Origin of the sequence: Paludisphaera rhizosphaerae (assembly GCF_011065895.1) — a bacterium.
GTDB lineage: Bacteria > Planctomycetota > Planctomycetia > Isosphaerales > Isosphaeraceae > Paludisphaera > Paludisphaera rhizosphaerae.
The window spans coordinates 392,305-414,841 of the sequence record NZ_JAALCR010000002.1 but is presented as its reverse complement, the minus strand read 5'-3'; the positions used below and the strand labels follow the sequence as shown (position 1 = coordinate 414,841).

The 22,537-nt window shown below is 66.6% G+C and carries 20 protein-coding genes; 7 read left to right on the top strand and 13 right to left on the bottom strand.

The genetic code is table 11. The annotated features are described in order from the left end of the window. Position 1 precedes the first annotated feature (1 nt). The 3 genes from G5C50_RS04360 to G5C50_RS04350 are packed head-to-tail and all read right to left on the bottom strand — an operon-like array spanning position 2 to position 3,529. Positions 2–1,519 carry a sugar ABC transporter ATP-binding protein gene (locus G5C50_RS04360; protein ID WP_165065481.1) on the bottom strand — a complete coding sequence of 506 codons (1,518 nt, stop codon included), beginning with the start codon at positions 1,517–1,519 and terminating at the stop codon, positions 2–4. Between the two features lies 1 nt (position 1,520). Next, on the bottom strand, positions 1,521–2,489 hold the full coding sequence (locus G5C50_RS04355) for a sugar ABC transporter substrate-binding protein (protein ID WP_165065478.1): 969 nt from the start codon (positions 2,487–2,489) through the stop codon (positions 1,521–1,523). Beyond that, positions 2,486–3,529 (bottom strand): nucleoside hydrolase, encoded by a 1,044-nt coding sequence (locus G5C50_RS04350; RefSeq protein WP_165065475.1) that lies wholly within the window; start codon positions 3,527–3,529, stop codon positions 2,486–2,488. Before G5C50_RS04350 ends, G5C50_RS04355 begins: the two co-directional genes overlap by 4 nt. Positions 3,530–3,857: 328 nt before the next feature. Between G5C50_RS04350 and G5C50_RS04345 the strand changes: the two genes are divergently transcribed. From G5C50_RS04345 to G5C50_RS04335, 3 genes are all read left to right on the top strand, one after another. Continuing rightward, positions 3,858–4,664, top strand: coding sequence for a TIM barrel protein (locus G5C50_RS04345; RefSeq protein WP_165065472.1), 807 nt, complete (start codon positions 3,858–3,860; stop codon positions 4,662–4,664). 262 nt (positions 4,665–4,926) lie between these two features. Continuing rightward, on the top strand, positions 4,927–5,079 hold the full coding sequence (locus G5C50_RS04340) for a hypothetical protein (RefSeq protein ID WP_165065470.1): 153 nt from the start codon (positions 4,927–4,929) through the stop codon (positions 5,077–5,079). Between the two features lie 105 nt (positions 5,080–5,184). Beyond that, positions 5,185–6,903: a DEAD/DEAH box helicase gene (locus G5C50_RS04335; RefSeq protein WP_165065467.1), complete on the top strand. Its 1,719-nt coding sequence runs from the start codon at positions 5,185–5,187 to the stop codon at positions 6,901–6,903. A gap of 9 nt (positions 6,904–6,912) precedes the next feature. Here G5C50_RS04335 and G5C50_RS04330 read toward each other — a convergent pair whose 3' ends face one another. The 4 genes from G5C50_RS04330 to G5C50_RS04315 all read right to left on the bottom strand — a co-directional run bounded on the left by G5C50_RS04330 (position 6,913) and on the right by G5C50_RS04315 (position 11,805). Continuing rightward, complete coding sequence (locus G5C50_RS04330) at positions 6,913–7,641, bottom strand: carbohydrate-binding family 9-like protein (protein WP_165065464.1); 729 nt, start codon at positions 7,639–7,641, stop codon at positions 6,913–6,915. A gap of 21 nt (positions 7,642–7,662) precedes the next feature. Then, on the bottom strand, positions 7,663–9,123 hold the full coding sequence (locus G5C50_RS04325) for a DUF1501 domain-containing protein (RefSeq protein WP_165065461.1): 1,461 nt from the start codon (positions 9,121–9,123) through the stop codon (positions 7,663–7,665). Between the two features lie 11 nt (positions 9,124–9,134). Further along, positions 9,135–11,315, bottom strand: coding sequence for a PSD1 and planctomycete cytochrome C domain-containing protein (locus G5C50_RS04320; RefSeq protein ID WP_165065458.1), 2,181 nt, complete (start codon positions 11,313–11,315; stop codon positions 9,135–9,137). 85 nt (positions 11,316–11,400) lie between these two features. Then, positions 11,401–11,805 (bottom strand): GatB/YqeY domain-containing protein, encoded by a 405-nt coding sequence (locus G5C50_RS04315; RefSeq protein WP_165065456.1) that lies wholly within the window; start codon positions 11,803–11,805, stop codon positions 11,401–11,403. A 165-nt stretch (positions 11,806–11,970) separates the two neighbouring features. On the opposite strand from G5C50_RS04315, the gene G5C50_RS04310 reads away from it, so the two are divergent. Next, positions 11,971–12,270: a hypothetical protein gene (locus G5C50_RS04310; RefSeq protein ID WP_165065453.1), complete on the top strand. Its 300-nt coding sequence runs from the start codon at positions 11,971–11,973 to the stop codon at positions 12,268–12,270. A gap of 190 nt (positions 12,271–12,460) precedes the next feature. Continuing rightward, positions 12,461–13,516: an SMP-30/gluconolactonase/LRE family protein gene (locus tag G5C50_RS04305; protein ID WP_165065450.1), complete on the top strand. Its 1,056-nt coding sequence runs from the start codon at positions 12,461–12,463 to the stop codon at positions 13,514–13,516. A 156-nt stretch (positions 13,517–13,672) separates the two neighbouring features. Here the strand turns inward: G5C50_RS04305 and G5C50_RS04300 are convergent, their stop codons facing one another. Both G5C50_RS04300 and fae read right to left on the bottom strand, forming a co-directional pair. After that, the gene (locus G5C50_RS04300) at positions 13,673–14,548 is read right to left on the bottom strand and encodes an NAD(P)-dependent methylenetetrahydromethanopterin dehydrogenase (RefSeq protein ID WP_165065447.1); all 876 of its coding nucleotides are present in this window, start codon (positions 14,546–14,548) and stop codon (positions 13,673–13,675) included. Between the two features lie 80 nt (positions 14,549–14,628). After that, complete coding sequence (fae, locus tag G5C50_RS04295; RefSeq protein ID WP_165065714.1) at positions 14,629–15,123, bottom strand: formaldehyde-activating enzyme; 495 nt, start codon at positions 15,121–15,123, stop codon at positions 14,629–14,631. 313 nt (positions 15,124–15,436) lie between these two features. Here fae and G5C50_RS04290 point away from each other — a divergent pair, with 313 nt between their 5' ends. Both G5C50_RS04290 and G5C50_RS04285 read left to right on the top strand, forming a co-directional pair. Then, entirely contained in the window at positions 15,437–15,784 is a 348-nt protein-coding gene (locus G5C50_RS04290) for a DUF6370 family protein (RefSeq protein ID WP_165065444.1), read from the top strand. Between the two features lie 76 nt (positions 15,785–15,860). Continuing rightward, entirely contained in the window at positions 15,861–16,997 is a 1,137-nt protein-coding gene (locus G5C50_RS04285) for an ATP-grasp domain-containing protein (RefSeq protein ID WP_165065441.1), read from the top strand. A gap of 4 nt (positions 16,998–17,001) precedes the next feature. Here G5C50_RS04285 and eutC read toward each other — a convergent pair whose 3' ends face one another. From eutC to G5C50_RS04265, 4 genes are read right to left on the bottom strand one after another with little or no spacing between them, the layout of a single operon-like run. After that, on the bottom strand, positions 17,002–17,772 hold the full coding sequence (eutC, locus tag G5C50_RS04280) for an ethanolamine ammonia-lyase subunit EutC (RefSeq protein ID WP_165065436.1): 771 nt from the start codon (positions 17,770–17,772) through the stop codon (positions 17,002–17,004). After that, positions 17,769–19,277 (bottom strand): amino acid permease, encoded by a 1,509-nt coding sequence (locus tag G5C50_RS04275; protein WP_165065433.1) that lies wholly within the window; start codon positions 19,275–19,277, stop codon positions 17,769–17,771. Before G5C50_RS04275 ends, eutC begins: the two co-directional genes overlap by 4 nt. Continuing rightward, positions 19,277–20,692: an ethanolamine ammonia-lyase subunit EutB gene (locus G5C50_RS04270; protein WP_165065431.1), complete on the bottom strand. Its 1,416-nt coding sequence runs from the start codon at positions 20,690–20,692 to the stop codon at positions 19,277–19,279. The genes G5C50_RS04275 and G5C50_RS04270 overlap by 1 nt, the downstream gene beginning before the upstream one ends. Continuing rightward, the gene (locus tag G5C50_RS04265; protein WP_165065428.1) at positions 20,692–22,521 is read right to left on the bottom strand and encodes a beta-propeller fold lactonase family protein; all 1,830 of its coding nucleotides are present in this window, start codon (positions 22,519–22,521) and stop codon (positions 20,692–20,694) included. Before G5C50_RS04265 ends, G5C50_RS04270 begins: the two co-directional genes overlap by 1 nt. Between the last annotated feature and the right edge of the window lie 16 nt (positions 22,522–22,537).

The following is a 22,537-nucleotide window of genomic DNA, read 5'->3' as shown; positions in this document are numbered from 1 at the left end:
GTCACCCGCGCGCCCCCGGTCGGTCCGTGTATTCCTGGAAGGCCGCGGCGAGGAGCTTTTCCTCGGTCCATTCGCCGCGGTTGAAATTCGCGACCAGCCGACCGTCGGAGATCACGACGATCCGATCGCAGATCAACATCAGCTCCTCAACCTCGCTCGACACGACGAGTACGCCCGTTCCCTTCGCGGCCGTCTCGTCGATGAGGCGATAGAGCGCGAACTTGGCCGCGACGTCGACGCCCCGCGTCGGCTCGTCGTAAAGCATCACCTTCGGCTCGCGGGCGAGCCAGCGGCCGACGAGCACCTTCTGCTGGTTGCCGCCGCTGAGCTGCTCGGCGGCCTGCTCGGTGGAGGCGTAGGCCAGGTGAACGCGCTCCGTCATGGCGACCGCGTCGGCCCGTTCCCGGCGCGTGTCAACGAAGCCCACTCGATTGCGGAGCCGCCTCAGATCGCCCAGGGTCAGGTTCAGGCGGATTGAACGTGGAAGGAGCAGGCCCTCGGTCTTTCGATCTTCCGGCACCATCCCGAGTCCGGCGACTACCGCCTGTCGGGGCGAGCGGAACCGTCTGGGCGGTCCTCCCGCGATGGAGACGCCCCCCGATTCGGCCTCATCAGCCCCGAAGATCGCCCGCAGGAGTTCCGAACGACCCGACCCGACGAGCCCCGAAACGCCCACCACTTCGCCCGCTCGAACGTCCAGGCTCACGTCCTTGACTCGGTCCCCGCGCGAGAGGTTGCGTACGCTCAACACGACCTCGCCGGGCGTTCGCGCGTGACGGACCTCGTCGCGCGACGGGTTCGATCCGACCATCAGGCGGACGGCCTCATCAAGGCTCATTTCCGATGCCGGCCGCGTGGCGACGAGCTTGCCGTCGCGGAGGACGCTGATCCGGTCGGCGATCCGTCGCACCTCGTCCAGCCGGTGGCTGACGTAGACGACCGACGCTCCCTGCCGCTTGAGGCGCGCGATGTTCTCGAAGAGAACGTCCACCTGTGGGCTGGTCAGGGCGGCGGTCGGCTCGTCGAGGATCAGGATCCGGCAGTCGCGCGCCAGGCTGCGGGCGATCTCGACGAGTTGCTGTTCGCCGACCCCCAGCCGCGAGACGGGTGTCTCCGGGTCGATCGAGGACAGACCCACGAGCGCCAGGGCCTTGACGGCTTCCTTCCGCAATGAGCCGAAGCGGACCAATCCCAGGCGCCTTGGGAGCCGGTCCAGGAAGAGGTTCTCCGCCACGGTCAGCGTGGGGATGAGCGTTAACTCTTGCTGGACGATCTGGACGCCGAAGTCCTCGGCCCGGCGTCGCGACGTGGGCCGGTAGGGTTCTCCGTCGAGGTGCATCGAGCCGGCGTCGGGTTGACCGAGCCCCGCGACGATCCGCGCGAGCGTCGACTTGCCCGCGCCGTTGGCGCCCATCAGAGCCACGACCTCACCCGAGAACAGGTCCAGGTCAACGGCGCGAAGGACTGGTGCGGCGTAGCTCTTGCTCAGGTTTCGGATCGTCAGTCGGGGCGCGATCACGTCACTTCTTGGTCACAAGGTCGACGGGCGTGGTCCGGTCGGCGGGCGTTTCCTTCTTGGCGACCTGGTCGAGAGCGAATTGCAGCCCGAAGACCGCCAGTTGGTCGGCGTGCTGGTCGACGGTCGCCAGGATGTCGCCGGCCTCAATGGCCGAGCGGACCGCCGTGATGCCGTCGTAGCCGACGATCAAGACCTGGCCGCCGCGGCCCGCCGCCTTCACGGCTGCGAACGCGCCCAGCGCCATGCTGTCGTTGGCGCACATCAGAGCCTTGATCTCGGGATGCTCGCTGAGCATCGCCGAGGCCACACGATTCGCCGGGGCGATCTCCCACTGGGCGCTCTGCGAGTCGACGACCTTGAGGTTCGCGGCCTTGGCGGCGTCCTGGAATCCGAGCAAGCGTTGCTGTCCGTTGAACGCCGTGCGGAGCCCTTCGACGATCCCGACCGGGTCGCCGGGCTTCAGTTTGCCGGCCAGGTAGTCGCCCACCAGCTTCGCTCCCGCGCGGTTGTCGGGGCCGACGAAGGGGACCTTGATTCCTTGCTCGGCGAGGACGCCGTCATCGAGCTTGTTGTCGATGTTGACCACGACGATACCCGCCTCCTGCGCCTGGCGGCAGGCGGAGACGAGGGCCTTGGAATCGGCCGGGGCGATGACGATTGCGGAAACCTTCTGGCCGACCATCTCATCCATCAGGGCGACCTGACGGGCGATGTCACGCTCGTCCTTGATGCCGTTGACGATCAGGTCGAACTGATCGGCGTGCTCTTTCTGGTAGGCCTCGGCCCCCTTCGCCATCTGGGCGAAGAACTCGTTGGCCAGCGACTTCATGATGAGCGCGATGCGAGGCTTGCCCAGGGTCGCCGGCGTGGGAGCAGCCCCCGGCGCTGAGGAGGGAGCCGCGGGCTCGCCTCCGCAGCCGGCCAGCGTTCCCAGCAGGATCGTCGCGGCGATGGATCGGAAGATCCTCACGGCCGGCCTCCTTCGTGGTTGTGAGGCGGCTCGCTGGAAAGCTGGACCAGGGCCTCCAGGACGCGGGCCTTGCGGGCCTCGTCCGGCAGAATCAGGTAGCGGCTGCGTCCCTTCGGCGCGGCGTCGAAACGCGTGAAGCCGTCTTTCTCGACGGTAACGTCGCCGGGCTGCGAGAGGTCGAAATACCCCCGGTCGGGGTGAACGGCGTAGAGGACGCTCGTCAGGTCCCAGGTCGGCCGGTTGTGCGGCGGGGGGTTGTAGAGGTAGTAGGCTTCGGCGAGCGGGTGATGCTTCACGTAGCCGTAGTCGCGCTCGATGCTCGTCGCGGGGTAGGGGAGTGCGATGCCGATCTCAAAGCCGCTCCAGACCAGTTCGGTCGGCCACTTCTCGACCATCCGGGCGCAGCTCGGGACGTCCTTCACCACGTTGTATTCAAGGTAATGCTTGTTGCCGTTGATCGGAGTGAACGACCCGGCCATCAGCGAGAGGAACTTCACCTTCGCCTTCACGAGTTCGACGCCCGAGAGGGGCGAGTACTCATCCCCCTTCGTTTCGAGCAGACGGTCGAGGTTGGTCGAGAAGCCGACCTGCGCGATGACGACCGACTTGTCGGGCTGGGACGCGAGCGCCTTCCGGAGGACGGCCGTTGCGGGTGGGGCGGTCAAGAGGTCGTGGGGGTATCGCGGCTTGCCGTCGTCGACGGCGTCGACCATCTTCAGGTACTTCCCCTCCAGCTTCACGCCGCCGTCGCCGACGTCGCCGATGGGGACCTCGCCACGGCCGTAGAAGGTGTTGACCAGGTCGACGAACGGGGCCGTCTTGGGATTGTCGACGCTCACCGTGACAGCCAGCAGTTTGCAGGCGCCCCGGGATTCCATCGCGTGGATCATGCCCAGGGCCAGGACGTCGTCGACGTCGCCGCAAATGTCGGTATCGAAGATCAGGCCCACGGGGGCGTCGGCGGCGGCCGAAACCCTCGGGGTGACTGAAGCGGCGAACAACATCGCCCCGGCGATCAGACGCGTACAGACGCCTCGCATCGATTGGTCCTCGTGACAGCCGGCCCGACCCAGGCGGCGATGGTGCATGACGGATCGGGGGCTACTCTAACGGAGCCGGGAGGGCCGGGCAACGCCCCGGCTCAGGCGAGCGATTTCGTGGTCGAGCCTCGCAAACGCGCGACCGCTGACGTATCGTGGCGGGCACTGCCCCGCGTTCTTGCGAGCTCAACGGCCGGGGCGTACCTGGGGGGACCTCCCCGAACCTCTGGATCCCATCGACCGCACCCGCGACGAAGCCGACGCCGGCCTCAGCCGGCGCGACGGCGATCGGTCCGACGGGCGCGTCTGAACCGCGAAGGCCAAGCCCATGTCCCTGATCAAGAACGGCCGGATCAAGCAGTCGCTCGTCCACTGGTGCTACGAGCCCTACTGGAAGGACCATGACGCGTTCATCGGGATGACGAAGGATCTCGGCTGCCAGAGCGTCGAACTGGCCCCGCCGTCGATGTATCCCAAGCTCAAGGCGGCCGGCCTCACCAACGCGATCGCCCAGATCGACCTGGGCGAGACCCCGCCGTTCATGATCGGCTTCAACAATCCCAAGCACTGGGACCAGGTGATCGCCGCCACGAAGAAGTCGATCGACGAGTGCGCCGAGTTCGGCTTCCCCAGCGTCATCTGCTTCACGGGCTACGAGGACGGGCTCACAGCCGAGCAGGGGGCCGACAACTGCGTGGAGGGCTTCAAGAAGGTCGTCGGTTACGCCGAGCAGAAGGGCGTGACGATGTGCCTGGAGATGCTCAACACCCGCGCCGACGACCACCCGATGAAGGGGCATCCCGGCTACCAGGGGAATCACACCGAGTATTGCATCGATATCCTCAAGCGGGTCGGTTCCCCTCGGCTCAAGCTTCTGTTCGACTTTTACCACGTGCAGATCCAGGACGGCGATCTCATCCGCCGGCTGCACCAGCACAAGGACTACATCGGCCACATCCACACAGCCGGCAACCCCGGGCGCGGCGAGATGGATGAGAAGCAGGAAATCTACTTCCCGCCGCTCATGCACGCGCTGCTGGACATCGGCTACCAGGGATACGTCGGCCACGAGTTCATCCCGACCCGCGACCCGCTGGAAGGGCTCAAGCAGGCTGTGACTCAGTGTGACGTTTGATCGACTCGCGGCTCCTTGCATCGTGCGGCCGGCTGGACGTCGGCCGCGCGATGCAAGGGCGCGGCGGCGTCGCTCACATCGTCGAGGGTGTCGCGAACCGTTACGATAGTTTGCGAGGAGGCGCTGCGCTTCTTTCCGATAAGACGTGCCCTATCGTGAAGCCAGAGGTTCGCCCGTGAGAATCGAGGATCTCAAGAAGGCCAAGGATCGTCGCCCCTTCCTCCCTTTCACGATTTGAACCGCCGACGGGCGCGAGTTGGTCGTGAAGCACCCGGATGTGGTCGCCTGGGACGTCGACGCCCGTCGCACGGTCGTTTGCATGACGCCTGACGGAACCTGGGATTTCATCGACGTGGCGCTCATTACCTCGCTGGGAGTTGTGCCCCCCGTTCCCGCTGAAGGGAGCGAAGGCTGAGAACGTCAATGCCAGATCAGTGGACGATGGACGATGGATTGAGAATTTGTTACCCTCTTGGTTTGTTTCGGAAGGCGGCGGCGTGGGAAGGGAAGGTCATCGCGGATGGGTGAGAAGGGCTCGAAGAAAGCGGTGGATACGGGGTTCTCGGCGTTGGGGCTGGACCCGCGACTGCAGGAGGCGCTGACGGGCCTCGGCTATGAGGAGCCTTCGCCCATCCAGCGCGAGGCCATCCCCATCTTGCTGACGGGGAAGGACCTCATCGGCCAGGCGGCCACGGGGACGGGCAAGACGGCGGCCTTCGCCTTGCCGCTGCTTCACCGGCTCTCGCTGGAAGACAAGAAGCGGATCCGCCCCTACGCCCTGGTTCTTGTCCCCACCCGCGAGTTGGCGATGCAGGTCGCCGAGGCCGTTCACCGCTACGGTCGTCCTTTGGGAGCGAGCGTCCTGCCCGTCTACGGCGGCCAGGCCTACGGCCCTCAGATCCGGGCGTTGGAGCGTGGGTCGGACGTCGTCATCGCCACGCCGGGACGAGCCCTCGACCTCATCAAGCGCAAGAGCCTCCGGCTCGACGGCATCCGGATCGTGGTGCTGGACGAGGCCGACGAGATGCTCGACATGGGCTTCGCCGAGGACATCGAATCGATCCTCTCCGACACGCCCAAGGAGCGTCAGACCGTCCTCTTCTCCGCGACGCTGCCGCCGCGGATCGCCGCCATCGCCCGCAAGCACCTGACCGAGCCGCAGAAGGTCCAGATCCAGCGCGAGCCTTCGGCGCCGGGGACCGTCCCGCTGGTCAAGCAGACCGCCTACATCGTCCCGCGCGGCCACAAGCTGGCGACCCTCGGCCGGGTGCTCGACATCGAGAACCCCAGCGCGGCCATCGTCTTCTGCCGCCGCCGCAACGAGGTCGACGAACTCGTCGAGACCCTCGGCGCCCGTGGCTGCCGGGTCGAAGGTCTGCACGGCGGGATGACGCAAGAACAGCGCAACCGCGTGATGAAGAAGTTCCGGGGCGAGACGGCCGACCTGCTGATCGCCACCGACGTCGCCGCTCGCGGGCTGGACATCCAGCACCTTTCGCACGTCATCAACTTCGACGTCCCCGTCGAGATCGAGTCTTACGTCCACCGGATCGGCCGCGTCGGCCGGGCGGGCCGTGAGGGGGTCGCCATCACGCTGGCGGAGCCTCGCGAGCATCGCCAGCTTCGGATGATCGAGCAGGCGACCGGCCAGAAGATCGCCATCGAGAAGATCCCGACCGTCGCCGACCTGCGGGCGCGTCGGCTTGAGCTGACCCGCGCCTCGATCCGCGAGGCGATCGTCGACGGCGAACTGGAACGCTACCGGGTCATCGTCGAGTCGCTAGCCGGCGAGTTCGACGTCATGGACGTCGCAATGGCCGCCGCCAAGCTGCTCCATCAGTCGATCGGCTCGGAAGACGGAGACGAGGAGGAGATTCCAGACGTCGAGCCCTTCCGCGAGCGTCCGTTCCGCGACGGCCGAGGCGGCGGCGCTGGCCGGGGCGGCCCTCGCGAGCGTCGTCGACCGGGGGGTGGGGAGAGCCGGGGGGCCGATATGACCCGGCTGTTCGTCGGGGCCGGCCGCGCGGCCGGCGTCCGGCCGCAGGATCTCGTTGGCGCCATCACGGGTGAGGCGGGCCTCACTGGCCGCCAGGTGGGCGATATCGACATCGCCGACCGCTTCTCGCTCGTCGAGGTCCCCAGCGAACTCGCCGACACCGTGATCGACGCCCTCCGAGGGGCCCGGATCAAGGGCCGCAGCGTCACCGTCCGCCGCGAACGCGAGCGTGGCAAAGACTGACGACCCAGGTCAGGGTCCGACGAACTTCAGGACGCCGTAGTCCTCGAAGCGGTGGAAGCTCTGGAGGGTGAGCGGGGCCGAACTCATCGTGGTGGGTTTGGTCCCTTCCGCTCCGTAATCGTATCGACAGATGGCGAACTTCCAGGCGTCGCCGGACTTCGGTCGCCCGCCCGTGGGGGTGAAGGCCTTCCAGGGGATTCGCCCCTCGACCGTCCACCCTTCGTCGATGTCGCCCGGTCGGTCGAGCGTCCCCTGCAGGGCCACGACCGCCTCGTTCCCCAGCACCGGCTCCTGGTTGAACGCGTGCCCGAGCGGCCCACGCTTCGGGAAAGCCACCTCAAAGACACTGGCAAGCGGATTGGCCTGGAACTCGTAGTAGGCGGGCTGATCGTCGCGCGGTTTGAAGAACATCTCGAAGACGTCCCCCTCCCAGAGGTGGTCGTTGCGATTCCGGCCCGAGGCGCGAAGCTCGGCGTCGGACATCTCGCCCGCGTAGTAGAGAAACTCGTCGTCCCAGGCGAGCATGGCTTTTGTGCCGGGTCGAGATTCGCCGATCCAGAAGGCGGCGAACTCCGTGATCGGTTTGGCGTCGCGCCAGCAGCGGTCGTCGAGCTTGCCGTCGAGCTTAGGCGGCTCGACGGCTCGTCGGCACTCGGCGTTTTTGGTCGTCGGAGGCTCCGCAAAGGCGGAGCCGACGAGGAATAGGAAAAGCGCAGGGAGCGTCGACAGCCGTTTCATGGAGAGAGACTCCGGCTGGGTTCAAACGAGCTGGTGGATCGGCTCCGCACCCTCGACGCCGACCAGCTTCTGGTCGAGCCCGCCGTAGAAGTACGAAAGGGCGTCCGGGTTGAAGCCGAGCTGGTTCAGGATCGTCGCGTGCAGGTTCTTGACGTGGAAGCGGTCGTCGACGGCGCGGCTGCCGATCTCGTCGGTCGTGCCGACGCTCACGCCCCCCTTGATGCCGCCGCCGGCCATCCAGACGGTGAAGCCGTAGGAGTTATGGTCGCGGCCGGTCCCCTTCTCGTATTCAGCGGTTGGCTGACGGCCGAACTCGCCGCCCCAGACGATCAGGGTTTCGTCGAGAAGCCCGCGGCGCTTGAGGTCCTTGATGAGCCCTGCGATCGGCTTGTCGGTCCGGCCGGCGTGGCGGGTGTGGTTGGCGACCAGGTCGCCGTGGGCGTCCCAGTTGTCGTCGTTGTGGGCGCCGCCCGAATAGACCTGGATGAACCGGACGCCACGCTCCACGAGCCGGCGGGCCAGCAGGCACTTGCGGCCGAAGTCGGCCGTCTCGGGGCGGTCGATGCCGTAAAGAGCCTTCGTCTCCTCGCTCTCCTGGCCATAATCAACGGCCTCGGGGGCATGCTGCTGCATCTGGAAGGCCAGCTCGTAGCTAGCGATGCGCGCGGCCAGCTCGGAATTGTCGGTCCGGGGCGCTCGGTGCTCCTCGTTCTTCTCGCGGAGTCGGTCCAGAACTCGGCGCTGGAGTGAACGCTCGACGCCCGGGGGCGGGGCGAGGTCGTGGATCGGGATGCCATCCGCACGGATGACAGTCCCCTGATAAACGGCCGGCATGTAGCCGCTCGACCAGTTCTTGGCGCCGCTGATCGGGCCGCCGGTCTTGTCGAGCATCACGACGAAGCCCGGGAGGTCCTGGTTCTCGCTCCCGAGACCGTAGGTGACCCACGAGCCCAGGCAGGGATGGCCGCTGAGGATCCGGCCCGAGTTCATCATGAGCATGGCCGAACCGTGGATCGGCGACTCGGCGTACATGGAGTGGATGAAGGCCATGTCGTCGACGCACGTCCCCAGGTTGGGGAAGAGGTCGGAGATCATCTTGCCAGATTCGCCGTAAGGGCGGAACTGCCACTTGGGCCCAACGACGCGGCCCTCGTTCTTCTTGCCGCTGCGGCCGAACGTCTTCACCTCGATCGTCTTGCCGTCGAGCCCGTAAAGCTGGGGCTTGTAGTCAAAGGTGTCGACGTGGCTGGGGCCGCCGTACATGAACAGGAAGATGACGCTCTTGGCCTTCCCCAGCTTGGGCGGGGCCTTGGGGGCGAGCGGGTTGACGAACGGCGTCACGCCGTCGGCCGCGCGAGCCTGGCGACCGAGGAAGCCGTCCTGCGAGAGCAATCCGGCCAGCGCCGCGGCCGTGAAGCCGCCGCCGGCTTCCCAGAGGAACTCGCGGCGGGTTCGGCCGCAGAAGTCGCCTTGGCGTTGCATGGGCGTCGTCCTCAGTCGATATAAAGGAATGCGTTGGCGTTGAGCGAAAGCAACGCGTATTGAACGAGCGCCGCTCGCTCGGAAAGACCCGCCTCTTCCCGGAGCGAGAGGATGAAGGCGACGTCCCTCTTCGTCTCGTCGGCCGTCGGTTCGCGGCCCGTCGTCAGCAGGACGGCACGACGAACCTGCCCGGCAAGGTCGCCCGGATTTCCGGCGGCCAGCCGGTCGGCCAGCTTCTCCGCCTGTTCGTTGGAGAACGACCCGTTCAGGAGGCCGAGCGCCTGGGTGGGAACGGTCGTCGTGTATCGGACGGGGCAACTGGAGTCGGTGTCGGCCGCGTCGTGGGTGGCCAGGATCGGCAGCGCGAGAGAACGCTTGATGTGGACGTAAACGCTCCGGCGAGCCGACTCCTCGGGGGACGCGACCTTCCACCCCTTGCCGGGTTGCGACTGCCCCGCAAGCACTTCGGCGGGGATCGGCGGGCAGACGGCCGGGCCGGCGGCCTTGGGGTTGAGCACGCCGGCGACGGCCAGCATGGAGTCGCGGACTTCCTCGGCCGTCATCCGCCGCATGGGGAAGTGCTGAAACTTCTGATTGCCTGGATCTTTCGCGAGAGCCTCTTTCGACGGCCGCGACGACATCCGGTAGGCGCTCGACAGCATGATCAAACGATGCATGCGCTTGATCTTCCAACCGCCGTCGACCAGTTCCGAGGCCAGCCAGTCGAGCAGTTCCGGATGCGTGGAAGGCTCGCCGAGACTGCCGAAGTCGTTGGGGGAGGGGACCAGGCCCCGGCCGAAGTGGTACTGCCAGAGCCGATTGGCCAGCACCCGGGCCGTCATCGGGTTTCGCCGGTCGGCAAGCCATTCGGCGAGCGCCCGACGCTTGCCGGAGCCCGTCCCGAAAGTCGCCTGGCCGTTGTCGAGTACGCCGGGGACGCCCGGCTCGACCTTGGGGCCCGTGAGGTTGGGGTTGCCTCGCAGGAGGACGTGGGCCTCAGCGCGTCCCCGTTCGCGAGCCGCCATCACCTCCACGGCCTCCGGTCCGACTTTCGAGGTCGCCAGCCCGTCTTGCCCGCCCATGTCGATGAAAAAGGCGAGCAACCGGTAGTAGTCGGACTGAGGGATCGGGTCTTTTTTGTGGTCGTGGCAGCGGGCGCAGTTGACGGTCATTCCCAGGAAGACCTGGCCGACCGTCGAGACGATGCCGTCCAACGTGTCGTAACGCGCCTGGGGTTTGTCGGCCGGTTCGTCGTCCCAGAGGCCGAGCCGATAGAAGCCCGTGGCGACCTGCTCCTCGACCGAGTCCGGGGCGATCTCGTCACCAGCGAGCTGTTCGAGGATGAACCGGTCGAACGACTTGTCATTGTTGAAGGCGTTGATGACGTAATCGCGGTACCGCCAGATGTACGGCTTGCCGGCGTCACGCTCGTAGCCGTTGGTCTCGGCGTAGCGGACCAGGTCCAGCCAGTGCCGTCCCCAGGCCTCGCCGTACTGGGGCGAGGAGAGTAGGCGGTCGACCAGCCGATCGTAGGCGTCCGGGGCGGGATCAGCCTCAAAGGCCTCGACCTCGGCGGGAGTCGGCGGCAGGCCGATCAGGTCGAAGGTGGCGCGACGGATCAGCGTCCGGCGATCGGCCTCGGGGGCAGGGGCGAGCTTGGCGGGCTCGAGTTGGGCCAGAATGAAGGCGTCGATCGGGTTCCGAGACCAGTCGCGGCCGTTGACTGTCGGGACGACCGGGCGGACGACCTGGCGGTAGGGCCAGGAGGCGGTCGTGGCGACGGCCGGCTTCGCCGGTTCGGCGGATGTGGGGGCGGGCGTCGTCTCTCCCGACCAGGGAGCGCCGGCGGCGACCCACTCAGCCAGCGTCTTGACCTCGGCCTCCGGAAGCTTGCCCGAGGGGGGCATCTCCAGACCGTCCTCGTAGCGAACCGCCTTGAGGAGAAGGCTCTCGGCCGGGGTCGCGGGGTCGACGGCCGGGCCGAGCTCGCCTCCCTTGAGCAGGGATTCGCGACCATCCACGCGCAGGCCGCCGCGGGTTTTCTCGCCGCCGTGGCATTTAAGACAGCGCGAAGTGAGGATGTTCTGGGCCCTGGCGGCCACGTCCTTCGGCTCTTGCGCACCGACGGGCGCGACGGCTGCCAGGGCCATCGCGAAGCCCCCAGCCAGTCGGAGGGTAGGACGGACGAGCATGCGGTTCCGCCTCAAGGGTCAGCGGGGCGTGGGCCGGACTCGGGAGCCGACTGGCATTTACGTTAAACAATCGGCTCCCGGAGGGTCAAGCTTCGCTGCGAATGGCCGACACCGCCGCCTTGACGTCTTCCGTCTCGACCTGCTTTCCCGCCAGCGTTTTCATGGCGATTCCCAGCGCCATTCCATCCTTGGGGGCCGAACGAATCTGTTCGGCCGCCGGCGCGAGCGCCTCCCGGATCTGTTCAGGGCTCAGGCTGGCGGGAACCCACTGGCTGAGTTGGGCCACTTCCTCGGCGGTGAACGTCGTGACGCCCGATCTCGCCTCCTTCAGGACGCTGCGCATCTTCTTGATCGCGTCGGCGTCGGCCATTTCCTCGCCGGTGCCCAGTGTAAGTTGGGCGATCCAGTACCGAAGAAAATCGGTCTTGGCCTTGTCGCGAGCCTTCATCGCTGGGGTGAGTTCGCTCCGCATTTTCTGAACAATCGTCATAGCCTGCATGCTCCTGACACTCGGCGCGACCCCACGGGGTTCGCCCAGTGGATCAACGCTTACTTGATCTTGTCACGTGGATGGGCGTTGGTTCAAGCCGTGTCGTGAAGGGGTCGATGGGAGAAGAGACGTCGGGATCATGCAATCCACGGAGGGAGATGAGCCATGAGCGCCGAAGAAACCACCCTGAGCATCGAGTTGATCCGCTGGACCTTCAACGTCGACCCCGCCCACCGCGCGGAGATCGAAAGCTACCTGGTGGACCAGGGGCTTGAGGTTCTGGTTCGCGGCGAGGAGACGATGGTCGCCACCTGGGACGAGCCCGAAGGCGACCCCAGTGAGGTGATCGAGGGGATGTGGGCCATCGCCGGCGCCAACTTCGAGGTCACCCACGAAGAGTTCCACCGCGCCAACCTGTTCGTCTACGAGGCCGAAGCCGACGACGAAGTGAAGGCCGTCGCCTGAGCTAAGTTCCGGCTCGACGATTGGATTGACACCGCCCGGCTCGCGAGTTCTCGCGGCCGGGCGGCGGCGCGCGCGGAGGGTGCGTTCCCGTGGTGCTGGCCGATCGTTGCGGCGGCCCAGGTGGTCGGATAGCCTCGGTTCGTGGGACCTCCCGCGACGCCAATGATCCGACCCAGGGAGACGCTGAACGATGACTTCGCTTCGAGGCTTGAAAATCTCAAAACACCAGCGGTTCGTCGCCGCATGGCTCGTCACCGCGACCCTCCAGGCGACGGGGGCCGCCTTCGCTCAGTCGCCTCCGACACTTGGGACCATCGAGCGGAATGACCCAGCCTTCGACCGGCTCATCGCCCCGAACGCGCGAGTGGAGCGGATCGCCGAGGGCTTCGACTGGTCAGAAGGGACCGTCTGGGATTCCGCTGGGCGTCGGCTTTTGTTCTCGGACGTTCCCTTGAACGTGGTCCACCAGTGGACGAAGGACGGCGGGACCGGCGACTTCCTCAAGCCGAGCGGATACACGGGGACGGTCGCGCGGGGCGGCGAGCCGGGATCGAACGGGTTGACCTTCGACCCCCAGGGGCGTCTGGTACTCTGCCAGCACGGGGACCGCCGCATCGGTAGGCTCAAGGCCGACGGGGGCTTCGAGACGCTCGCCGATCGCTTCGAGGGGAAGCGTTTCAACAGCCCCAACGACGGCGTCTTCAAATCGAACGGCGATTACTACTTCACCGACCCGCCCTACGGCCTGCTCGGCGAGCATCACGACCAGGGGAAGGAACTGGCCTTCTGCGGCGTCTACCGGCTGTCCACCGACGGAACGATGACGCTGTTGACGCGCGAGCTGGACTTCCCCAACGGCATCGCATTCTCTCCCGACGAGAAGACGCTCTACGTCGCGAACTCCGACCCGAAACACGCGATCTGGATGGCCTTCCCGGTCGCGGCCGACGGGACCCTCGGCGCCGGCAAGGTCTTCGCCGACGTCACGCCGCTGGCCGGCAAGCGAAAGGGACTGCCGGATGGGATGAAGGTCGACGTTGCGGGGAACGTCTTCGCGACCGGGCCGGGCGGCGTCTTGGTCTTCTCGCCCGAAGGCAAGCATCTGGGCACGCTGGCGACCGGCGAAGCCTGCGGCAATTGCGCCTGGGGCGAGAACGGCAGCGTCCTCTATATCGCCTCAGATATGTACATCGGCCGAATTCAGACCACGACTGTCGGCCGGATTCCCGGAATCCCTCTGCCGTAGAGCGCCGTCGGTTTGGATTGCGTCCAGCGGAGGAGAATGGGGGAGCAAAGGGGGACAGGCACCTCCGCTGCGCTGCGGAGCCAGTCCCCGTTTACCCCTCCGCTCCGTGTGCAACCCAAGCGATCAGCGCTCTAAGGCGATTCGAGGGGCGCGGCTTCAGCCGAGGTCGCGACCCAACTCCAGCGCTTCTTCCGCGTTCAGGATCTTATCGTTGGAGCGGAACAGTTCCTGGATCGCCCGCTTGTGGATCTTCATCTTGAGGCCGCCGACTCCGAGCGCGCCCCAGGCGCGGACGCCGTTGCGGTCGGCGCCCTTGTCGTTGGGCTCGATTCCTTCGATCCCGGTAGGGGGGACGGCGTTGAGGTCGACGACGACCTTCAGCGCCTTCAGCCCCTGCCATTGGGAGGCCGGCAGCAGCCGCGCCCCTTCAGGGCCGGCGGAGACGATCAACGAGGCCTGTTCCAGGGCTGGTTGCATCGCGTCTCGCGAGGCGTTGCTGAAGGGTACGTACGTCGAGCCGGTGGCTTCGCGAAGCTGATCGGCGAGCTTCGCAGCGCGGTTTTCGTCGCGGGAGCCCACGGCGACCTTGGCGCCGAGTCTCCCCAGTAGCCGGGCGACGCGCTGGCCGACAGGCCCGGTCGCGGCCAGGACCGCCGCGTTCACGCCTTCGAGCGATCCGCCCATTCCCTTCTCGGCCGAAAGGACGGCGGCGGCGGCCGTCGTGTTCGCGCCGTTGGCGTCCAGAAGGACGGAGACGCGGAAGGGGCCGAAGAAGGTGCTCCGGATCGATTCCAGCACGGCCTCGGCCTTGGAGACGTCCGAGCCGCCGACGAAGAGGGCCGTGCGGTGGAGGTCGGCCGGGCCTCGCGTGAAGAGAGCGCCGTAGACCAGATCCTTGACGTTCTCGGGCGTGACGTCGCCGTGCCGGAAGAGATGATCGACCTTCGCATCCACAGCGACGACGGCGTCGAACACGCTGGGTTGGGGGTCGACGTCGAGCTGGATCAGGATCGAGGCTTTGTCGTCGGCCATGACGGTCTCGCCGCGCAGTGGGGAGGGATGAAGGCGAGCCGACGCCGGCGCGGGATCGCGGCCGGCGTCGGCGGGGGTCGTCACTTGGCGAAGGGGTGCTCGACCGAGTCCTTCTTCGCGGTGATCTCGGCGATCTTGGGCTCGTTCTTCATCGCGTTGGCGATGGCGAGCTTGGTGGCCTCATAGTTGAACTTGAGGATCTTGGCGTTGTCTTCGGCTTCGGGGTGGATGAACACGCCGCAGACGATGACGAGGTCTTCGGCCGCGGAGGCCGGGATGACGCCTTCGGCGACGCTGTCGGCGACGGCCTTGGCGACCGCCGACTGCGCGGGGCCGAACATCTGGACGGCCTGCTTCATCCCCTTGATCGTGACCTTCGTGATCATCACGGTGGCCGGCTTGGCGAGCAGGTTCGGCGTGAGGACGGCCAGCAGGTTGGTGTGGCCGTGCGACTGGTTGGCCAGGGCGTTCGCGAAGGCGACGCCGACCGGGCCGTCCTTCTTGCCGATCAAGAGGTCGATGTGGGCGATCTCGTTGCCTTCGCCAACCAGAGCCTCGCCGATGTTCATAAGGATATCGCCGGCCATCGCGTCGCACTCCCGGAAGAGAGAAAAGGAACTCGCGCGACGTTCGTCGAAACCGCCGCCGCGCAATCGAACTCCGCACGTTCCAAACGAGTGACGCGCGGGCGAGACCCGCATGATAGACGTACGCCTCCCGGCGGGCAACCCCCCGGAAGAACCGGCGAGAGTGTCGAAACCCGTTGTTTCCCGTCGTCCCAGATGGTTGAATACTTGTCGAGCGGGCTCACCACGGCCCTTATTCGAGGATCCCTCCTCGGCCGCGGCCCGGCCCGGCTCCCGACTTCCCCCCCTACGGAGAAGAACGATGCACAAGCTCTTGATGCTCGCCGTCTGCGGCGTCCTGACGATCGGCCTGGGCGTCGCTGTGGCCGACGACGGCAAGAAGATCACGATCGAGGGCGAAGGCCTCTGCGCCAAATGCGCCCTCAGCGAGACGGAGACCTGCCAGAACGTCGTCACCGTCGAGAAGGACGGCAAGAAGACGAAGTACTATCTGGAGAAGAACGAGTTCTTCAAGGATGCGCACACCGGCCTTGGCATCTGTGGGGCCAAGAAGGAGAGCCCGGTGAAGGTCAAGGTCGTCGGGACGTGCGTCGAGAAGGACGGCAAGAAGATCCTGACCCCGACTGAGAAGATCGCGAAGGTCGATTGACGCCCTTCAGGGATCGGACGTTACGTCCGGCGCCACCAGGAGCCTCGCCGCGGTCCAGCCGGGGCGGGGTTTTTTCATGTATGGCGTAGATGAAGTCTTGATTATCGGTGCGACCGCCCGCGCGGCTGCTTTCTCCGCGTATCGCGCTGGGTTGCGCCCGCGTTGCATGGACCTCTTCGCCGATACCGACCTGGCCGAACGTTGGCCGGTCGCTCGGTTCGATCCCGATCGCGACGCCGACGACCTGGAACGCACCGCCGCTTCGTTCGGATGCCCTCACTGGCTGTACACCGGATCGATGGAGGGGCGTCCCGATCTGGTGGAGCGTCTTTCCGGGGTGGGCCGGCGGCTCGGCAACGGGCCGGAAGTCCTTCGCCGAGTGCGCGATCCCTGGCTCGTGTCAGCGTCTCTCGGAAAGGCGGGTTTGCCGGCCCCCGAACTTCGCATCCCGGCCGAGGCGAGGAAGAGCGCCGGCCGCTGGCTGAGGAAGTCGCGAGTGAGCGCGGGAGGAGTGAGCGTCCAATGGGAGGGCGCGGCGACGAACGATCCCGGCCCCGACGATTACTGCCAGCGGTTTATCGAGGGCGAGACGTACTCTGCTCTCTTCGTTGCCGCCGCGGGGAAGTCCCGACTGATCGGAACGGCCCTGCAATTGCCTGGACCGCCGGATACGCCTTTCCTGTACGGCGGCAATATCGCCCCGTGGCCTGTCGGAGGGGCCACGGAGACTGTCCGCCGGGTGGGGGATGTACTGGCGGCTGATTTCGGTCTGGTCGGACTCTTCGGGGTCGACTTCATCCTGAACGACGACGTCCCCTGGACGATCGAGGTCAACCCGCGCTACACGGCCTCGGTGGAGCTGTATGAGGCCGTCTACCAGCGTCCCTTTCTTGCCGACCACATCCGGGCGTGCCTGAACGACGAACTGGGAATGGGTCCCAGGCCGTTGCATGATGCGTGGGTCTACGGCAAGGCCGTCGTGTATGCTCCATGCCGTTTGAGGTTTCAGGGCGAGAACAACCACGACTGGCAATGCGAGGACTACAGACCGCCTTGGGTCGCCGATCTCCCGGCTGCAGGGACGGTGATCGAGGCCGGCGAGCCCGTCCTGACGATCCTCCGCATGGGACGCACTGCCCAGGACTGTCGCGAACGCCTTGAACAGAGCGTGAAGCTGCGACGAGAGCGGCTCGAACGCAGCCGCGAGGCCTGAAAACTCAGGCCGAGGGAAGGCTGGGCGTCCACGTTTCCTTGACGCCCACGCCGCTGGTTTGTTCGCCGATCATGCGACGTGCGAGGTGGACGATCCGTGCGGCTGCCTGCTCGGTCGGCACGCCTCGGGCGTGGATGTTCGAGATGAGGTTTCGGCGCGAGTCGTCGTCGCCCGGCCGAGGCCGATACGCCAGGTACGCCGAGAGACTCTCCGCCGTGGCGAGGCCCGGGCGTTCGCCGATCAGCAGCACCACGACGGCCGGATTGAGCAACTCGCCCACGTCATTCATGACGCCGACACGGCAGCGTCGCACGAAGAACGGAGCACCGAGGTTGAGGCCGATCCTAGCTGTCGCCTCGGCCAGAGTCGGCAGCAAGCTCGGCGCTTGCGCGATCAAGGCTGCGGCGGACAGGCCGTCTCCCAGGACGATCTGGAGGTCCGCCCCGCGAGGTCGTCTCGCGACGATCGCCTCGCGTGCCTCCGGGCGCAGAGATCGTCCCAGGTCGGGACGCAGCAGGTACTCATCCTTCGTGGCGGCGAGCGTCGCCACTTCGAAGAGCTCCCAGCGGTCGAGGAACGCTCTGTCGAAGTCTCGCTCCAGGTCCAGTTCGTCGCGGACGGCGTCGCGAGCGGCGGCGTGATCGGCCCGGAGTTCCAGCCAGGTGCTCGTCTTGTAGGAGCCGCCGGCGCGGCCGGTCAGAATCCGCGCGGGGGTCCGCTCGTGCACGCGGCGCAGGAAATCCGAGCCTTCAGGAATTGGTGCGACGTCGCTCATGAAGTCACGGCCGCAGCCGGCTCCTCGGGGACGTCGGCGGTTCGTTCGCGGAGGATCGGCGGACCCGGGAACCGATGACGCTCGCCGGAGAACCAGACCATCGCCAACACGAGCGCCATCGCGCCCACGACCCAGATCGAACGATCGTTGGGCGGTTGCATTCCGACGCCGATCAGCCCAATGCAACCCAACACGCTCAGCCAGGCCAGCGGCTTGTACCAACGGCCCAGGCTCCAGGGACCCATCGTCGTCCAGGTCTTGCCGTAAGCTCTCGCACCCAGGATGTTCGGCAGGACGTACGAGAGGTAGAGGAATATTGTGCAGACTGCCGTGATCGTCGAATAGACCGGCGTGTAGAGGGTGAATAGCACGGCCGCGGTCGAGGTGACCCAGATCGCGACGGCCGGCGAGCGACGCTTCGGGCAGACCCAGCGCACGGAGTGAGAGAACGGCAGGCCGCCGTCGCGGGCGAACGCGAAGGCCATCCGCGAGGCCGACGTCACGGTCGCCAGCCCGCAAAGGTACTGCGCGGCGACGATCGCCGCCGCAAACGACGACGCCAGCCAGGTGGGGAAAACGCCGTGCAAAATCCACGGAAAAGCGCCTTCGCCCATCGCGCCTGCTTCAGGCACGCTTGGTGCCGCCAGCACCACGGCCGAGAGCAAGACCCATCCCGCGACCCCCGAGATCAGGACCGACTGGACAATGCCCCGCGGAACGGCCTCTGAGGCGTGGAGCGTCTCCTCCGAGGCGTGGGCTGAGGCGTCGAATCCCGTGATGGTGTAGGCGGGCAGCAGCATCCCCAGGGCGAAGAGCAAGGCAAGGCTCTCGGTCGACGGCCACACGCCGCCGCCGGCCTCGCCGCTCATGTTGCGAAACTCCACGAGCCGGGAGAAGTCGAGGAACGGAGCGAAGCCGATCAGGCAGCACGTCAGGAGCGCCGAGATTAGCAGAATCCAGTAGCCGCTGAAGTCCGTGAGCTTCGCCGTCGCGCTGATTCCCAGATGGTTGATCGCCGCCTGCGACGCGGTGATCGCAACCACGACGAGAATCTGGGCGAGGTGTTCGCTCCACGACTCCCCGCCGACGGCGTAACCGAGCGCCGTCGCCGCCGTTCGATATGTACCGACGTTGATCGCAGCCAGAACCGTGATCAAGCCCGCGAGATTGAACCAGGCGGTCGCCCATCCCCATCCTCGACCCCCGAGGATCGCCGCCCAATGGTAGAGGCCCCCAGCCGTGGGAAAGGCCGAGGCGAGTTGCCCCATCGTTGCGGCCACCGCGAGCGAGAAGAGGGCGACCAGCGGCCAGCCAAGCCCAATCGACGCCCCCCCGACGCTGCAGAGACCAAGATGGAACGAACTGACGCCGCCGGCCAGGATACAGATGATCGAGAACGAGATCGCGAAGTTCGAGAACCCGCTGAGCCGTCGGGCCAGCTCCTGCTTGTAGCCCAGCCGGCGCAAACGGTGAGCGTCGGATTCGGCCTCGTGATTCGAGTTCATCAGTGATTCCCGGCCTCCGAGAGGATGGATTCAACCCCTTCCAGTGCGAGTCGACGAGCCCTTTCATGGTCGAGACGCGAGCCGCCGACTCCGAGTCCACGCTCGATCATCCAGGCTTCAAACTCGGGCGCAGGCCGCAGCCGGAACAGCTCGCGAACGGCGAGCGCGTCGTGATAGCTCGTCGACTGGTAGTTGAGCATCACGTCGTCGGAGCAGGGGACGCCCATGAAGAAATTGCAGCCCGAAGCGGCCAGCAGCAACAGCAGGTTGTCGGCTGAGTTCTGGTCGGCCGCCGCGTGATTCGTATAGCAGACGTCGACACCCATCGGCAGTCCCAGCAGCTTGCCGACGAAGTGGTCCTCCAACCCCGCCCGGATGATCTGGCGCTCGTCGAAGAGGTACTCGGGACCAATGAAGCCGACGACGCTGTTGACCAGGAACGGGTCGAAGGCTCTCGCAACGGCGTGAGCCCGAGCCTCGAGCGTCAACTGGTCGACGCCGTGATGCGCTCCGGCGGACAGGGCGCTCCCCTGACCGGTTTCGAAGTAGATGACCTGAGAACCGACCCAGCGGACGTCGCGCGCGGCGTGGCTTTCCAACACGCGTTCGCGGCCCTCGCGGAGCATGGCCAGGTCGACTCCGAAGCTTCGGTTGGCAGCCTGCGTCCCGGCGACGGACTGGAAGAGGAGGTCGACCGGCGCCCCGCGATCGAGGCAGGCGAGTTGCGTCGTGACGTGGGCCAGACAACAGGCCTGCGTTGGAATGGCGAAGACGTCAATCAGGCGAGCCAGGCCGCGAAGGATGTTCTCAACCACGTCGACGGAATCGGTCGCCGGGTTCACGCCGATGACGGCGTCTCCGCAGCCGAACGTAAGGCCGTCCACGGCGGAGAGCAGGATCCCCGCAAGGTCATCCGTCGGGTGGTTGGGCTGAACTCGGATACCGAGCACCCCGCGCTCGCCCATCGTGTTGCGGCAACGGCTGACGTTGCGGATCTTCGCCGCTGCGACGGCGAGATCCTTGTTGCTCATCAGCTTGGCGACCGCCGCGGCAACCTCGGGCGTGATCGCGGTTCGAGCGGAGGCAAGAGCCTCGCCGGTCGTCGCGTCGTCGAGGATCCACTCGCGGAACTCGCCGATCGTGGAGGCTCGGAGCCTGGTGAAGATGTTCTGATCGATGGAATCCAGGATCAGGCGGCTGACCTCGTCCTCGTCGGGATCCACGACGGGATTGTCGACGATCTCGCCGAGCGTCAACTCGGCGAGGACGATCTTGGCGGCGACGCGTTCCCGCTCGGTCCGTGCGGCGATGCCGGCGAGCTGGTCGCCCGACTTTTCCTCGTTGGCTTTCGCGAGGACGTCGGCAAGGTTTCGGAAGACGAAACACTCGCCGCGCAGGGTCGTCGAGAGCTTCATCAGAGCGACTTGAGGTAGGCGACGAGGTCGGTAAGCTCCTGCTCGCTCAACTCGCCCGTGCCAACGAACTCGGTGGAATGAGGGCCGGAAAGAGCGTCGCGAAGCGTCGCCGAACGGGCGTCGTGGAGATAGGGGTATTTGTCATAAACGCCCCGAAGCGAGGGAGGATTGTAGCCCTCATAGACGTCGTCCCGTTCTTCAAGGCCGACGACGTGGATCTTCCCGTCGGTGAACTCAGGTCCCTTGTGGCAGGTATTGCAGGAGGCCTTGGCCGAGGTGAAGACGGCCTTGCCGCGCTCGGCTTCAGGGCTCAGGGTGCCGTCGGCGTTCTTGTAGGGATTGCGGGGGAATTCAAGGGATTCGAGGAAGGCGACCATCGCCCGCGTTTCCTCGTCGGTTGGCTTAATCCCCTGCATGCTCTTGGTGAAGGATTCAATGGTCGCGTCTTCCAGGCTCGTCTGCCAGCCATGCCACGTCCACGGCGAGGTCTGCGCGACGCGCCGAAGGGTCGGGACCTTCTTGCGGCTCCGTTCGTGGGCGTTGCTGAGATCCTGCCGCCCGTCGTTCAAGGTGTCGAAGTGCAGCCCGTTGGTGTGGCCGTCGCTGTGGCAGGTGTTGCAGCTATACCACTGGTTGAAAGAACGGGTGGCGTCGTGGAAGAGGATCTCTCCCTTCCGGGCCAACGAGAGCGTCGACGGCGAGCCGAGCGGAACCTCGCCGAGGAGCGAGCCCGTCTCGGCGTCGACGATCTGCACCGAGTCCCCCAGGTAGTTGGCGACGTAGACCGTCTTCGAGTCGGGTGCGAAGGCCAGCTCCGTCGGCCGGCCGCCCAGAGGCACGCGTCGGAACCGGCCCTTCTGGTCATTGAGCAGTTCGGGCTGAATCAGGTCGCGAGAGCCGTTGACGCGCCAGGGGAGGACGTCGGGCGCGTTTCGGAGGATCATCAGCTCGTGGGTGCCGCCAAGCGAGGCGACGACGAAGCGACCGTCCGGGCTGACGGCGACGCCGTGGACGTCGGCCGCGGCCTTGCCGCGAGGGTCGAGGGTGATCGTGGCATAGGGCTCGGACTTCTTGAGGTCGATCCGAGTCAGGCGCTGGCCGAGGACCCAGCCCTGGTCGATGTTGTTCCGCGTGGTGGCGAACTGGCGGTTCTTCATGTTGACCAGGTACGCGTAGCGTCCGTCGGCCGCGACGACGACCTGGCGCAGGTTCTCCCCCTCGATCCCGACGGTCTTCGCGACCTTGAAGGCGTCGACGTCGACCACGGAGACCTCGCGCGAGCGGGCGTCGCCGACGACGAGCGTCTTGCCGTCGGGCGAAAGCGCGAGGCCCCGGGGCTCCCGGCCCACCGCGAGGCGGCCCGTCACCTTGAGGTCGTCCAGGTCGACTCGTGCGACCTCATCCGCCACGCCGACGGCCACGAACGCCGTCTTGCCGTCCGGATGTACGGCGACTCCACGGGGCTCGGGGCCGACCTCGATCCGGCCGGCGACGCGGAGCTTGTCGTCCTTCACCTCCAGCACGGCCACGTCGTAGCCGTACCAGTTCGCGACGATAGCGCGATGGCCGCCGGGTGCGAACGCGACGCCGGCCGGCTTGTCGCCGACCTCGATCTCGTCGAGCACCTTCCGCGCGGCCGTATCGACGAGGCTTACCGTGCCAGCGGTCTGGTTGGCGGTCAGCAGTCGCTGGCCGTCGGTGGAGAGCGAGAGGGCGATGGGCGAACGGTGAGGCGCCGGAGCGGCGTCGTCGCCGGCGGCGGTGAAGGTCGCCGTCGCCAGGGCGGCGACGGCGAGCGTGACGAGCATCGGGGGGCCGATCTTCCTCATGGCGGGAGGCTCCGTC